Below are 12,622 nucleotides of genomic sequence, written 5' to 3'. Positions count from 1 at the left end.
CACGCATGCGGTATCGGACGCTCCTTTTCGCGGCGCCCGGGCTGGCCATGCTCCTGTCTCTGGCCGCCTGCGGCGACGAACAGGCAAACGGAAACCCCGCCGACAAGCCCTCGGGCACGACGTCCGTGCAGCCGTCCGGCACGCCGGCGGACTCACTCACCGTTCAGGTCAAGGCTTCGAAGGAGGCTCCCGCCAAGACCTGGAAGCTCACCTGCGCACCGCCGGGCGGCACACATCCCAAGGCCTCCGACGCGTGCGCGGCCCTGACCAAGGTCAAGGAACCCTTCAAACCCGTCCCCAAGGACCAGATGTGCACCAAGATCTACGGCGGCCCTGAGGTCGCCACGGTCACGGGCACCTGGCAGGGCAAGCGGATCGACACGGAGTTCACCCGGGCCGACGGCTGCCAGCTGCACCGCTGGAGCGAGATCGGCCCGCTCTTCGGCAACGTCCCCAAGGTCCGCTGAAACCCTCTGACCGAGCCATCCCCGTTCCGGCTCGGTGCAGGGACGAACAGGCCCCGGCCGTCCGGCCGGGGCCTGTTCGCGTCACAGCCAGCCGCCGATGCTGCGGTTCTGGGAGACGGCGGTGTCGAAGGCCAGCGGGCAGGCCAGCACGAGCGTGCGCATCGGCTCCTGCAACTGGACGTGCATGCGCAGCACGTACCGGTCGGCGCCGGTGAACACCTGCGACAGGAACTCGCCCATCCCTTCGAAACCGCGCTGGATCCGGGCGAGCTCCTGCTGCTGCCAGTCGGTGACCCGGCCGCTCAGCAGCTCGTAGTAGCCGATCTGCTGTTCCTGCGGGGTGAGGATCTCCCAGCCGCGCATCGCCCGCTTGCGCAGGTACCCGATCAGACCGCCCCGGGGAGCGAGCACCTGCATGGTGGGCGTCCCCATGAACCCGTAGGGCTTGTAGAAGTGGAAGTACGGCATGCCGTCCGGGCGGAAGATCGACAGTTTGCGTTCGGCCTTCGTCTGGCTGCCCTGGTTCATCACGCGCAGCGCCTTCTTGGCACCGCTCACGCCTTCCTCGCGGACGTACGCGGCGGGCTGCCCCTGCGGACTCCAGATCGTGTAGTTCGCCTCGGTCGAGAAGAACTGCGCAGGCTGGTCGTAGACGAGGATCGGCGAGCCGTACAGATCCGCGGGCTGCTGCGGGGGCTGCGGCTGCGGCGGTGCGGGATAGCCCGGCTGCGGGACGACCGGCGGAGCATGACCGCCGTGCTGCGGTGGATACCCCTGCGGGGCATAGCCCGGCGGCGGCCCGGCCGGGGCGTACGGCGGTGCGGGGACGCCGCCCGGCGCGGGCGGCCCGTAGCCCTGGCCCGGCGGCCCGTAGCCGGGTGCGTGCGGGCCGGGCCGTGGGGGGTAAGGGGGGTAGCCCATGGCGGCTCCAAGCGAGGCGGTCATCCCGATTTCCTCGCGACACGATACGCCGCCCCCGCCCGGGTTCCGGCGCGAATTACTTGAGCAGCCGGGACATGCGGCGGTCGGCGAGGGGCTTGCCGCCGGTCTGGCAGGTGGGGCAGTACTGAAGCGCCGAGTCGGCGAACGACACCTCGCGGATCGTGTCGCCGCACACCGGGCATTTCTGGCCCGCTTTCCCGTGCACCCGCAGCCCCGTCTTCTTCTCGCCCTTGAGGTCCTGGGCTTCGAGGCCGCGTGAACGCTCGACCGCGTCCCGGAGCGTGCCGACGATCGCCTCGTGGAGGACGGCGACATCGTCCTCGGTGAGCGACGCGGCGAGCTTGAACGGGGACATCTTCGCCACGTGCAGCACCTCGTCCGAGTAGGCGTTGCCGATGCCCGCGATCACCTGCTGGTCGCGCAGCAGGCCCTTGATCCGGCTGCGCTTCCCGTCGACGATCCCCGCCAGCGCCTCGACGGTGAACGCGTCGTCCAGCGGGTCGGGACCGAGCGACGCCACGCCGGGCACGTCGTCCGGGTCGCGGACGACATAGACGGCGAGGCCCTTCTTGGTTCCGGCCTCGGTGAGGTCGAAGCCCGAGCCGTCGTCCAGGTGGACGCGCAGGGCGAGCGGGTTCTTGCCCCCCGGCCGGACGGGTTTCGACGGAATCTCGTCCCGCCAGCGCAGCCAGCCGGCGCGGGCGAGGTGGATCACCAGGTGCAGCCCGTCGACGTCCAGGTCGAGGAACTTGCCGTGCCGGGCCGCGCCGGTGACGGTCAGCCCGCCCAGCGCGGTCACCGGCGGGTCGTACGTCTTCAGCGCGGAGATGGCGAGAACATCGACGCGGGCGACGACATGGCCGACCACGCGCTCCCGCAGGAACCCCGCCAGCGCCTCCACCTCAGGTAGCTCAGGCATGGCTTCAGTATCGGCGAAGAGCCGCGCCGCCGGAACGTCGTCCACAGCCCTGTGGAAGCCTGTGGAAAACCTTGGGCACTGTGACCGGGATCTCGGAATCGGCAGATACCCCCCAGGGGTTGTCAGAGGCATCCGGTTATGGCAGCATGAGCCTTACCAGATACCCCCCAGGGGTAAAAGCGAAGGAGATGCCGATGAGCACCGCCACCTACACCGTCACCGGGATGACCTGCGGCCACTGCGTGAGCTCGGTGACCGAGGAGGTCGAGCAGATCGCCGGCGTGACCGGCGTCGACGTCGACCTCCAGACCGGCGAGGTCACCGTCACCAGCGAGGCCCCGCTCGACGACGCCCGGGTCAAGGACGCCGTCGAAGAGGCCGGATACCAGCTGACGACCTGAGCGGTGCGTGCCCCGCCGGCCGGGCGGGGTGCGTCCCTCGAACATCGAGTGGAGTGAATCGGCATGAACAGCGCGACCAAGCTGGGGGCCTACGCGGTGGGCCTGGCGGTCGTCTTCGGCGGCGCCGCGGGGATCGGCAAGGTCATCGGCCCCGTCGGCGGCACCGCGGAGATGGCGTCCCACGACGGCGGCGGCGGCCACGGCGGCGGCCACGGCGGCGGCGGGCACGACGGCTCGGCGTCCCACGCACCGGGCGGCCTGCAAGTGTCCGAGGACGGCTACACGCTGACCCCGGAACGGACGACCGTCGCCCCCGGCAAGAAGACGGACTTCCGGTTCACCATCAACGGACCGGACGGCAGGCCCGTCACGGCGTTCCGGCCCCTGCACGGCAAGCGGCTGCACCTGATCCTCGCGCGGCGCGACCTGTCCGGCTTCCAGCACCTGCACCCGACGCTGCTGGGCGGCGGCGTCTGGACGGTGCCGATCACGCTGGCGAAGCCCGGCGTGTACCGGTTCTTCACCGACATCCAGCCGGACGGCGCGAAGCGGCAGCTCACGCTGGGAACCGACGTCTTCGCCCCCGGCGACCTGCGGCCCGCGCCGCTGCCGAAGCCGGAGCAGGTCGCGAAGGTGGACGGCTACGAGGTCACGCTGGCCGGCGGCCTCACCCCCGGCAAGTCCACCGAACTCACCCTCACAGTGAGCAAGGACGGCAAACCGATCACCGACCTGCAGCCGTACCTGGAGGCGTACGGGCATCTGGTCGCGCTGCGGCAGGGCGACCTCGCCTACCTCCACGTCCACCCGGACGGGGAGCCCGGTGACGGCAAGACGAGGCCGGCGCCCGGCATCACGTTCTTCGCCGAGGCGCCCAGCTCCGGCGCATACCGTCTCTACCTGGACTTCAAGCACGACGGCAAGGTCCGCACGGCCGAGTTCACGGTGCACGCCGGGGACGCTCGGGTACCCGTCCAGGAACCCGGGCCGGGCCACGACGACCGCCCGCACACCCACTGACCGTCCCATACGATCGAAGCAGAGGAGGAGCGATGAGCACGGACGCGATGTCCGAGCGTATCGAGCTGGCGATCGGCGGGATGACGTGCGCGTCGTGCGCCAATCGCATCGAGCGGAAGCTCAACAAGATGGACGGCGTGACCGCGACGGTCAACTACGCCACCGAGAAGGCCCGCGTCGAGTTCCCCCAGGGGGTGTCCCCGGGCGAGCTGATCGCCACGGTCGAGAAGGCCGGCTACAGCGCCGAGCTGCCCGCCCCGCCCAAGGCCCGGGAGTCCGAGGGCGGGGAGAGCACCCCGGAGCCGGACGACGATCTGCAACCGCTGCGGCAGCGGCTGATCACCGCGGTCGTGCTGTCCGTCCCGGTCATCGCGATGGCGATGATCCCGGCGATCCAGTTCGAGGCGTGGCAGTGGCTGTCGCTGACGCTGGCCGCCCCGGTCGTCGTGTACGCGGGCTGGCCGTTCCACCGCGCCGCGGCGGTCAACCTGCGGCACGGCGCGGCGACCATGGACACGCTGATCTCCCTGGGCACCCTCGCCGCGTTCGCCTGGTCGCTGTGGGCGCTGTTCTTCGGCACCGCCGGCGAGCTGGGCGTCAAGCACGGGTTCGAGTTCTCGATGACCCGCTCGGACGGGTCGATGAACATCTACCTCGAAGCCGCCTCCGGCGTGATCATGTTCATCCTGGCCGGCCGGTACTTCGAGACGCGGTCCAAGCGCCGCGCCGGCGCCGCGCTGCGGGCCCTGCTTGAGCTCGGTGCCAAGGACGTCTCGGTGGTCCGGAACGGCCCTGCCGGCACATCCGTGGAGGAGCGCGTCCCCGTCGACCGGCTCTCGGCCGGGGACCTGTTCGTCGTCCGTCCCGGCGAGAAGATCGCCACGGACGGGACGGTCGAGGAGGGCTCGTCCGCCGTGGACGCGTCGATGCTGACCGGCGAGTCGGTGCCGGTCGAGGTCGGGCCCGGCGACGCCGTGGTCGGCGCGACCGTGAACGCGGGCGGGCGGCTGCTGGTACGCGCCACCAGGGTCGGCTCCGACACCCAGCTCGCGCAGATGGCGCGCCTGGTGGAGGACGCGCAGACCGGCAAGGCCCAGGTGCAGCGGCTCGCCGATCGCATCTCGGGGATCTTCGTCCCGGTCGTGATCGCGCTCGCGCTCGGCACGCTCGGCTTCTGGATCGGCACCGGCGAGCCCCTCGCGGGCGCGTTCACCGCCGCGGTCGCCGTCCTGATCATCGCCTGCCCGTGCGCTCTCGGCCTGGCCACCCCGACCGCCCTCATGGTCGGCACGGGACGCGGCGCGCAGCTCGGCATCCTGATCAAGGGTCCGGAGGTGCTGGAGTCCACCCGCCGGGTCGACACGGTCGTCCTGGACAAGACGGGCACCGTCACCACCGGGCGGATGGCCCTGGTGGACGTCATCACCACCGATGGCGTCTCCGAGGACGAGGTTCTCCGCCTGGCGGGCGCGCTGGAGAACGCCTCCGAGCACCCCATCGCCCAGGCGATCGCCAAGGGCGCGGTGGAGCGGGTCGGCGATCTCGGCACGGTGGAGGACTTCGCCAACATCGAGGGCCTCGGCGTTCAGGGAATGGTGGACGGCCACGGCGTCCTGGCGGGACGTCCGCAGTTGCTCGCCGAGTGGTCGCAGCACCTCACGACCGACCTCGAACGCGCCATGGAGAAGGCCCAGGCGCTCGGCCACACCGCCGTCGCGGTCGGCTGGGACGGCGAGGCCCGCGCGGTGATCACGGTCGCCGACCAGGTCAAGCCCACCTCTCGTGAGGCGATCGCGCAGCTCACGACCCTCGGGCTGCGTCCCGTCCTGCTGACCGGCGACAACGAGACGGTGGCCCGCACGGTCGCCGGCTCGGTCGGCATCGAGGAGGTCATCGCCGAGGTCCTGCCGCAGGAGAAGGTGGACGTCGTCAAGCGCCTGCAGTCCGAGGGACGGACCGTGGCGATGGTCGGCGACGGTGTCAACGACGCCGCCGCGCTCGCCCAGGCCGACCTGGGCCTGGCGATGGGCACCGGGACCGACGTGGCGATCGAGGCGTCCGACCTGACCCTGGTGCGCGGCGACCTGCGCGCCGCGGCGGACGCGATCCGGCTGTCGCGCCGCACGCTCGGCACCATCAAGGGCAACCTGTTCTGGGCCTTCGCCTACAACGTGGCGGCGATCCCCCTGGCGGCGTCCGGTCTGCTCACGCCGATGATCGCCGGCGGCGCGATGGCGTTCTCCTCGGTCTTCGTGGTCAGCAACAGCCTCCGCCTGCGCGGCTTCAAGCCGCTGACGTCCACCGAGCCGGGTACCCGCTGACACGTCCGCACGACTGCGCGGCCCCGCCCCGGGGCCGCGCAGTTCTTCCTTCTCAGGCCACCGTCTCCGCCACCAGGACGGCGGCCCGCCGCCGCGCCCGGACGGCCAGCGCGTAGTAAAGCCCGCCCGCGACCAGTCCGCCCGACAGCCAGGAGAAGTCGGTGTGGCCCAGCGCCCGCGCGAGCGGCCCCTGCAACGCCGGCACCATGCCGAACTGCCACGCCCACCCCGCCACCAGTCCCAGCCCCAGGCTGACCAGCGCCGCGCCGTTCACGCCACCGCTCCGGTAGAGGGCGGCCACGTCGATCCGGCCGCGCCGCAGGACGAAGAAGTCCACCAGCACGATGGCCGCCCACGGGCTGATCCACACCAGGATCGACACCATCCAGTGGTCGAAGGCCCGGGCGAAGCTGTCGGCCTGCACGAACACCACCAGCACCGCGGAGGCCACCGCCCCGGCGACCAGCGTGACCTTCCAGCGGGCGACCCGGATGCCGACCGAGAGCGCGGCCAGCGAACACGAGTACAGGTTCAGGATGTTGGTCGCCACCGGCCCGTGCATGACGAGCAGCAGGACTGGTATCGCCATCACTCCGAACGCGCCGGTCACCAGACTCGACGGGTCGCTGCCGCCGCCCGCGCTGGCCAGGCAGGCGCCCAGCGCGGCGAGCCAGACCGTCGGAACGTACATGCCGAGGGCGGTGGACCAGAACACCGCCCGGTCCGAGGCCTCCGTGCGCACGAAGCGGCTGTAGTCGGCCGAGTACGGCAACCAGGTGATGCCCCAGCCGATGCCGATGGCGGTGAGCAGCTGGGTGACGGCGGTGACCTTGTCGCCGGTCGTCGCGGCGGCGGCGCCCGTCCAGTCCGGCTCGGCCTGGCTCAGCGCCAGCATCGTCATGACCGCCATCGCCAGCACGGTGGCCGGCACGGTGTACTTCTCGAAGGTGCGGATGGCGTAGAACCCGTACAGCGCCAGCCCCAGCTGGACGGCCATGATGAGCCCGGCCACCAGGTACCTCGTCCCGGAGCCGCCGTGCACGCCCAGTTCCGCGAGGATCTCGATCACCAGGTCGAGCACCACCCAGGTGTTGACCCCGACCCAGCCCATGGTGAGCAGGCCCTGGACCAGGCCGGGGACGAGGGCGCCGCGCCGGCCGAACGGCCCGCGGCCGAGGACCATCTGGTTGACGCCGGTGCGGTGGCCCATCACGTTGAACAGCCCGAAGACCGCGCAGCCCACGACGTTGCCGAGCGCGACGACCACGAGGGTCTCCAGCAGGCTCAGGCCCAGGGTGACTCCGAGCGCCCCGAGCACCCAGTTGATCGGCGCGATGTTGGCCCCGGACCAGATCCAGAACTGCTGCCATGGCGTGGAGTCTCGGGAGGAGGCGGGGATGGGCTCGATGCCGTGCTCGTCGAAGCGGACCGCCTCGGACTGGCCCCTGGGTGCCGTTTCGTTAATGGACATGGTTCCTCCGTCCGTGATGTGACACACACAAACACCCGGAACAGCCGATAGAAAGTGGAGAAACCTCTACTGATCGTTCATCCGTCTGTATAGATTCACAGCATGTTCACTCTGCGGTCCCTGCTGGGGGACGAAGCTCTGGAGCTGCGGATCCTCGTCTCCGGCCCGCGGGGAGCGCTGGACGAACCGGTCTCCTGGGTCCACAACACCGAGCTGCCGGACCCTTCGCCCTACGTGCGCCGGTCCGAGCTTGTGCTGACCAACGGCCTGTGGGCCGACCAGATCGGCGCCGCCGAGTTCGTGGCGAACGTCAAGCGCGCGCAGGCGGCGGGCATCGTGTTCGGCCTGCGCCAGGAGCGTCCCACCACACCGGACGAGCTGGTCGGCGCGTGCCGGGACGCCGGCGTGCCGCTCCTGGAGATCGCGGTGACGGTGCCGTTCACCGCGATCTCCGAGGCGGTCGCCACCCGCTACGCCGAGGAGCGGCAGAGCGCGCTCGTCGGCATGGTCCGCCGTGGGGAGGCGCTGGCCACGGCGATCTCCAGGGGCGCGGGCGCGTCCGGTGTCCTGCGGGTGCTGCGCCGCGACCACGAACTCCCGCTCGCGGTGGTCGACCGGATGGGCCGGCCGCTCGCCTCGGCGGGCGCCCGGCTGGACGCCGGGCAGCTGCAGACGGTGGCCGCCGGCCTGGCGCGCCGCCCGCCGCCCCTCGAACTGGACCTCGGCACCGCCGGAAGGGCGACGCTGTACCTGGTGGGCGCGGTCGGCGACGCGGACGCGGCACTGGTCTGCCTGCGCCCGGTGGGCGACCTCACGCGGATGGAGCAGGACGCGCTCGACCAGGCGGCCCGCTTCCTCAGCCTGGAGGTCGCGAAGCAGCAGGCGATGCAGGCGATCGAGCTGCGGTTCGCCGGCGAACTGCTGGAGATGGTGCTGTCGGGCGGCAGCCGCGCCGCCGAGGTCCCGGGGCGGCTGCGCGCGTTCGGCGTGGACGCCGACGGCCCGCTGGCGGTGTGGACGCTGGCGTTCGCCGGCGCCGAGGCCACCATGCCCGGGCTGGCCGAGGCGGCCGGCGAGTTCTTCGCCTCCGCCGGCGTCCCCGTGGTGGTGGCGGGCGGGTCGCAGGACGTGGTCGCCGTGCTGTCGTGGCGGCATGGCGGGGAGGAGGCGGCGCCCCTCGCGGAGCGGCTGGTCTCCGCCGTGGCGGAACGCTTCCCCGGCCGCCGGCCCGTCGTGGGCCTCGGCGGGGTCGTCGGCGAGCCGGCCGGGCTGCGCGAGGCCCTCGTCCGGTCGCGGGAGGTGTGCAGGACGCTGCGGCGGGGCCACCCCGGTAGCGCCGTCCGGTCGTTCGCCGAACTGGGCACCCACCGGCTGCTGCTCAGCATGCAGGACGCCGACGCCCTGCGCCCGCTGGTCGACGGCGTGCTCGCGCCGGTGCGCCGGCACGACGCCGGCCGCGGGGGTGAGCTGGAGGCCACGCTGCGCGCCTTCCTGGACCACGACGGGCACTGGTCGGCCACCGCCGCGGCCCTGCACGTCCACGTCAACACGCTGCGCAACCGGCTCAGCAAGATCACCGAACTGACCGGCCGCGACGTGGCCCGCACCGCCGACCGCGTCGACCTCTTCCTGGCCCTGCAGGCCGCCGACATGACGTGACCACCCGCCGGGCGGGCTCAGTCCGGATGGACGTCCGGGTCCACCCTGGGCGGCTCGTGCGGGCGCAGGCGCGTTTCCGGGTCGGCCGAGGCCGCCTCGGCCACGTCCCTGCAGCGGGCGAACGACACGTCCCCGCACTCGCGGGCGTACTCGATGAACGACCGCAGGGCGAGGGCGCGGCCGGGGCGTCCGGACAGGAAGGGATGCGCGCACAGGTTGAAAAGGCACCCGTACTCGCGCATACCGTCCAGTTCCGCGCGCCAGAGCTCCAGGACCTTGCGCGGTGACTCGATGACCGATCCGATGTCCGGTGCGGGCAAGTAGGCGTACTGCTCCCAGTCGTCCAGCGACCAGTGCACCGGCAGCTCGACGATCTCACCGGACCCGGTGCCGACCCGGTACGGCCGGTCGTCGCCCATCAGGGACGAGTCGTACCGCAGCCCGTACTCGGCCACCAGCTCCGTCGTGAGCCAGGACGCCTCCCAGAGCGCGGCACGGAACCCGGTGATCTCGATGCCCTGCCCGGCGAACACCTCCAGGGCCCGCAGGAAGTCCGCGCGCTCCTCCTCCGGCCCCAGGGACGTCGGCGGCCGGTGCGCATAGGAATGGTGCGCCACCTCGTGGCCCCGTTCGACGATCGAGGCGGCCAGGCCGGGGCGCCGTTCGGCGACCCAGCCCGGCACGAAGAACGTCGCCGGAACCTCCGTCGCGTCCAGGAGGTCCAGGATGCGGGGCAGCCCCACGTCCGGCCCGTAGGACTGGTGCGACATCGTGCTCGCGTGCCGGGCGTAGCGCCCGCCGTGCGCGAGTATCGGCGTCTCGGCGTCCACATCGAAGGTCAGTGTCACCACGGCGGCCGCCCCGCCGTGCCAGCTCCCGCTCATGCCCCCATCCTCCGCCCGCGGCCGCTCCGCGCCCGCGGGTCCCGGTCAGGCCGGCGCATCGGCCGGTCGATGGCGGCGGACGTTGTCCAGGGTGACCATCGGCTCCAGAATCGAATGGTCGAAGCGCTCCTGTGCCCGCCCCTCGGCCAGGCGGCGCGGGAGGTCGGGGTTGACGAGGGCGCCCCTGGCCACGGACACGAGGTCGGTGTGACCGTCCCCGAGGACCTGGGCCGACAGGTCCGCGTCGTGCATCCCGCCGTTGGCGATCACCGGGAGGCCGCTCACCCGGCGGGCCAGGCCGGTGATGGTGAGACCGCCGTCCAACCGCGCGGTCTCGATCCAGTTCCGGCCCTCGCTGGCGATGTGCAGATAGGACGCGCCCGCCTCCGCCAGCGCGGTGAAGATCACCTCAGCGTCGTGCGGGCCGCCGGGCCAGCGGTACCGGAAGTCGTTCACCTTGGTCTGCGAGAGCCGCACCCCGACGCACCAGTCTGGTCCGACCTCGGCGCGGATCGCCATGACGACCTCGGCCGTCAGGCGCACACGGTTCGCGACCGGCCCGCCGTAGGAGTCCTCGCGCAGGTTGGTGTAGTCGGTGATGAACTGGTCCAGGAGGTAGCCGTTGGCCGCATGGACCTCCGCACCGTCGAACCCGGCGTCCCTGGCGTTCACCGCCGAGGCGACGAATCCCGCGACGGCCGATTCGATGTCCGCCGGGCTCATCTCCCTGGGCGTCGGCCACGGGCCGTTCCCGCCGTACTCGGGCATCTTCACACCCTGCGGCCGCACCGCCGACGGTCCGGCGGTGTCATCGCGGTGCGGGTTTCCCTGTGACAACGCACCGGCGTGCATCAACTGCGCCACGATCGGCGCCCCTGCCCCGTGCACGCCTTCTGTGACGTCGCGCCACGCCGCCACGTGCCGCCCCGACACCAGGCCAGGCTGGTTGAGGTAACCCTGGCTGTAGGCGGCGTCGGTGTAGATGCCCTCGGTGATGACCAGCCCGAACCCGCCTCGCGCGAACTCGGCGTAGTAGTCGGCCATCTCCGGTGTCGCCGTGCCGTCGGACTCGGCCGACACCCGCGTCATCGGCGCCACGACCAGCCGGTTGGCCGTCCGCAGATCGCCGACGCGCCCCGGCTCCAACGCGGGATGGTTCCTGGAAACGCTCATCTGTCCTTCTCCCAACTGGTGCTTGCTCTCGGCCGGCGTGTCAGAGCACGGCGATCGCCAGCGACGTCGGTTCGCCGCCGTTGATGCCGACCTGGTCCTGCGGGCACGCCGACACCGCGACCACGCAGTCCATGACCGCCTCGAACGTGATCGAGTCCCCGGGCCGGCTCTCGGCCGGCAGCCACCGCAGCCGCCCCTGCTCCTCCACCGGAATCCGCATGAACAGGTTGACCGGCTGCGGTGTGGCGGTGACGTCCAGCCCCAGCTCCGCCAACGCCTCGTCCAGGTTCCGGGCGCACGAGCGGTGTTCCGGCACTCCCAGCGCCGCATAGCGGGCCGGGTCGCAGGCGGCGATCAGCATGTCGTGCGATCCCGGCGAATCGTCACCGGCCAGGGCCAGGATCGGCCGCCGGCGGTCGGTGACGAACGCCTCGCCCACTTCCGGGAAAAGCCGGCTCGTCACGCTGCGGGTGTGCATGGCGCTCAGCCGTTCGCGCGGATCGTCCGCGGCGAAGGCGAACAGGTCACCGACCTGCCCGCCCTCCAGGTCCACCACACGCACTCGCCGTCCGGCGGGCACCCGGACCGCCCGTCCTTCCCTCGCGGGCACCACGGTGCGCCCTGCTGTCAACTCCATGCCGGGAAGCACACCATCACCGAAGGCACCCAGACCATGGATGTTTCTCTACCGTCGCGCAAATCAATTGGACGTTCGCACGTCCGGCCTGGCGAGAGCTCAGGGGCAGCTCTCAGGTCGGGACGTCCCAGAAGGCCAGTTCGTGGCGCATGCCCTCCAGGAAGAGCCGTTCGGCGGTCGCGGGGGCGGCGTCCGACTCGTCGATCATCTGGGCTATGCGGGTGGTCAGATCGGCGAAGGCCGGGTCGGCGTAGGTGTCGATCCAGCGGCGGTAGCGCGGGTCGGACGGGGGGTCCTCGGCGAGGAGGCGGCCGAGGGTGGAGTAGCCCCACATGCAGGGGTAGAGGGCGGCGAGGCCGTCGGCGTACACGGCGGCGCTGTCCAGCAGGAAGGACGTGTAGGCGGCGCAGGCCGGGCCCTTCTTCGCACCGTCCAGGTCGGCGGCGAAGCTCGAAGAGAGCGAGCGGTGGAGTTCGAGTTCGTCGTGGAAGGTGGCGTGGGCCAGGTCGACGAGGTCTCCGAGATGGGCGGCGGGGGCCTGCCAGGCGAGGCGCGAGAAGACGCGTACGTAGTCGTGCAGGAAGAGGTAGTCCTGTTCCAGCCATGAGCGGAACACGGCTTCGTCCAGGTCGCCTTGAGCAATGCCCTGCACGGTGGGGTGTTCGAGCTGCTCGTCGACCAGCGGACGGCCGAGTTGCTCCAGATGCGCGGCGAGACTCATGTCCGCC

Annotated in this window: 12 protein-coding genes; 5 read left to right on the top strand and 7 right to left on the bottom strand. The window is 71.6% G+C overall.

Annotated elements, in window-relative coordinates:
* Positions 1–5 precede the first annotated feature (5 nt).
* Positions 6–467, top strand: a complete 462-nt coding sequence (locus ACQPXG_RS00790; RefSeq protein ID WP_433465637.1) for an SSI family serine proteinase inhibitor — start codon at positions 6–8, stop codon at positions 465–467.
* 81 nt (positions 468–548) lie between these two features.
* Here the strand turns inward: ACQPXG_RS00790 and ACQPXG_RS00785 are convergent, their stop codons facing one another.
* Positions 549–1,412 carry a hypothetical protein gene (locus tag ACQPXG_RS00785; RefSeq protein WP_433465636.1) on the bottom strand — a complete coding sequence of 288 codons (864 nt, stop codon included), beginning with the start codon at positions 1,410–1,412 and terminating at the stop codon, positions 549–551.
* Positions 1,413–1,464: 52 nt separating this feature from the next.
* Positions 1,465–2,328 (bottom strand): Fpg/Nei family DNA glycosylase, encoded by an 864-nt coding sequence (locus tag ACQPXG_RS00780; RefSeq protein WP_433465635.1) that lies wholly within the window; start codon positions 2,326–2,328, stop codon positions 1,465–1,467.
* A 194-nt stretch (positions 2,329–2,522) separates the two neighbouring features.
* On the opposite strand from ACQPXG_RS00780, the gene ACQPXG_RS00775 reads away from it, so the two are divergent.
* From ACQPXG_RS00775 to ACQPXG_RS00765, 3 genes are all read left to right on the top strand, one after another.
* Positions 2,523–2,729 (top strand): heavy-metal-associated domain-containing protein, encoded by a 207-nt coding sequence (locus ACQPXG_RS00775; RefSeq protein ID WP_433465634.1) that lies wholly within the window; start codon positions 2,523–2,525, stop codon positions 2,727–2,729.
* 63 nt (positions 2,730–2,792) lie between these two features.
* Positions 2,793–3,749: a hypothetical protein gene (locus tag ACQPXG_RS00770; protein WP_433465633.1), complete on the top strand. Its 957-nt coding sequence runs from the start codon at positions 2,793–2,795 to the stop codon at positions 3,747–3,749.
* 32 nt (positions 3,750–3,781) lie between these two features.
* Positions 3,782–6,070 (top strand): heavy metal translocating P-type ATPase, encoded by a 2,289-nt coding sequence (locus ACQPXG_RS00765; protein WP_433465632.1) that lies wholly within the window; start codon positions 3,782–3,784, stop codon positions 6,068–6,070.
* Between the two features lie 52 nt (positions 6,071–6,122).
* On the opposite strand, the gene ACQPXG_RS00760 is transcribed toward ACQPXG_RS00765, so the two are convergent.
* Positions 6,123–7,541, bottom strand: coding sequence for a purine-cytosine permease family protein (locus tag ACQPXG_RS00760; protein ID WP_433465631.1), 1,419 nt, complete (start codon positions 7,539–7,541; stop codon positions 6,123–6,125).
* Positions 7,542–7,643: 102 nt separating this feature from the next.
* Between ACQPXG_RS00760 and ACQPXG_RS00755 the strand changes: the two genes are divergently transcribed.
* Positions 7,644–9,200 carry a PucR family transcriptional regulator gene (locus ACQPXG_RS00755; RefSeq protein WP_433465630.1) on the top strand — a complete coding sequence of 519 codons (1,557 nt, stop codon included), beginning with the start codon at positions 7,644–7,646 and terminating at the stop codon, positions 9,198–9,200.
* A gap of 17 nt (positions 9,201–9,217) precedes the next feature.
* Here ACQPXG_RS00755 and ACQPXG_RS00750 read toward each other — a convergent pair whose 3' ends face one another.
* The 4 genes from ACQPXG_RS00750 to ACQPXG_RS00735 all read right to left on the bottom strand — a co-directional run bounded on the left by ACQPXG_RS00750 (position 9,218) and on the right by ACQPXG_RS00735 (position 12,615).
* Positions 9,218–10,084 (bottom strand): polysaccharide deacetylase family protein, encoded by an 867-nt coding sequence (locus ACQPXG_RS00750; RefSeq protein WP_433465629.1) that lies wholly within the window; start codon positions 10,082–10,084, stop codon positions 9,218–9,220.
* A 45-nt stretch (positions 10,085–10,129) separates the two neighbouring features.
* The gene (locus ACQPXG_RS00745; protein WP_433465628.1) at positions 10,130–11,257 is read right to left on the bottom strand and encodes an alkene reductase; all 1,128 of its coding nucleotides are present in this window, start codon (positions 11,255–11,257) and stop codon (positions 10,130–10,132) included.
* Positions 11,258–11,297: 40 nt separating this feature from the next.
* Positions 11,298–11,894: a DUF1989 domain-containing protein gene (locus ACQPXG_RS00740; RefSeq protein ID WP_433465627.1), complete on the bottom strand. Its 597-nt coding sequence runs from the start codon at positions 11,892–11,894 to the stop codon at positions 11,298–11,300.
* Between the two features lie 112 nt (positions 11,895–12,006).
* A complete protein-coding gene (locus ACQPXG_RS00735; protein WP_433465626.1) occupies positions 12,007–12,615 on the bottom strand; it encodes a TenA family protein in 609 nt (202 codons plus the stop codon).
* Positions 12,616–12,622: the final 7 nt, after the last annotated feature.

The sequence above is a fragment of the Spirillospora sp. CA-128828 genome (genome assembly GCF_050945415.1).
GTDB lineage: Bacteria > Actinomycetota > Actinomycetes > Streptosporangiales > Streptosporangiaceae > Spirillospora.
Note: the sequence above shows the minus strand (reverse complement) of the source record. Positions and strands in the feature narration are given on the sequence as shown.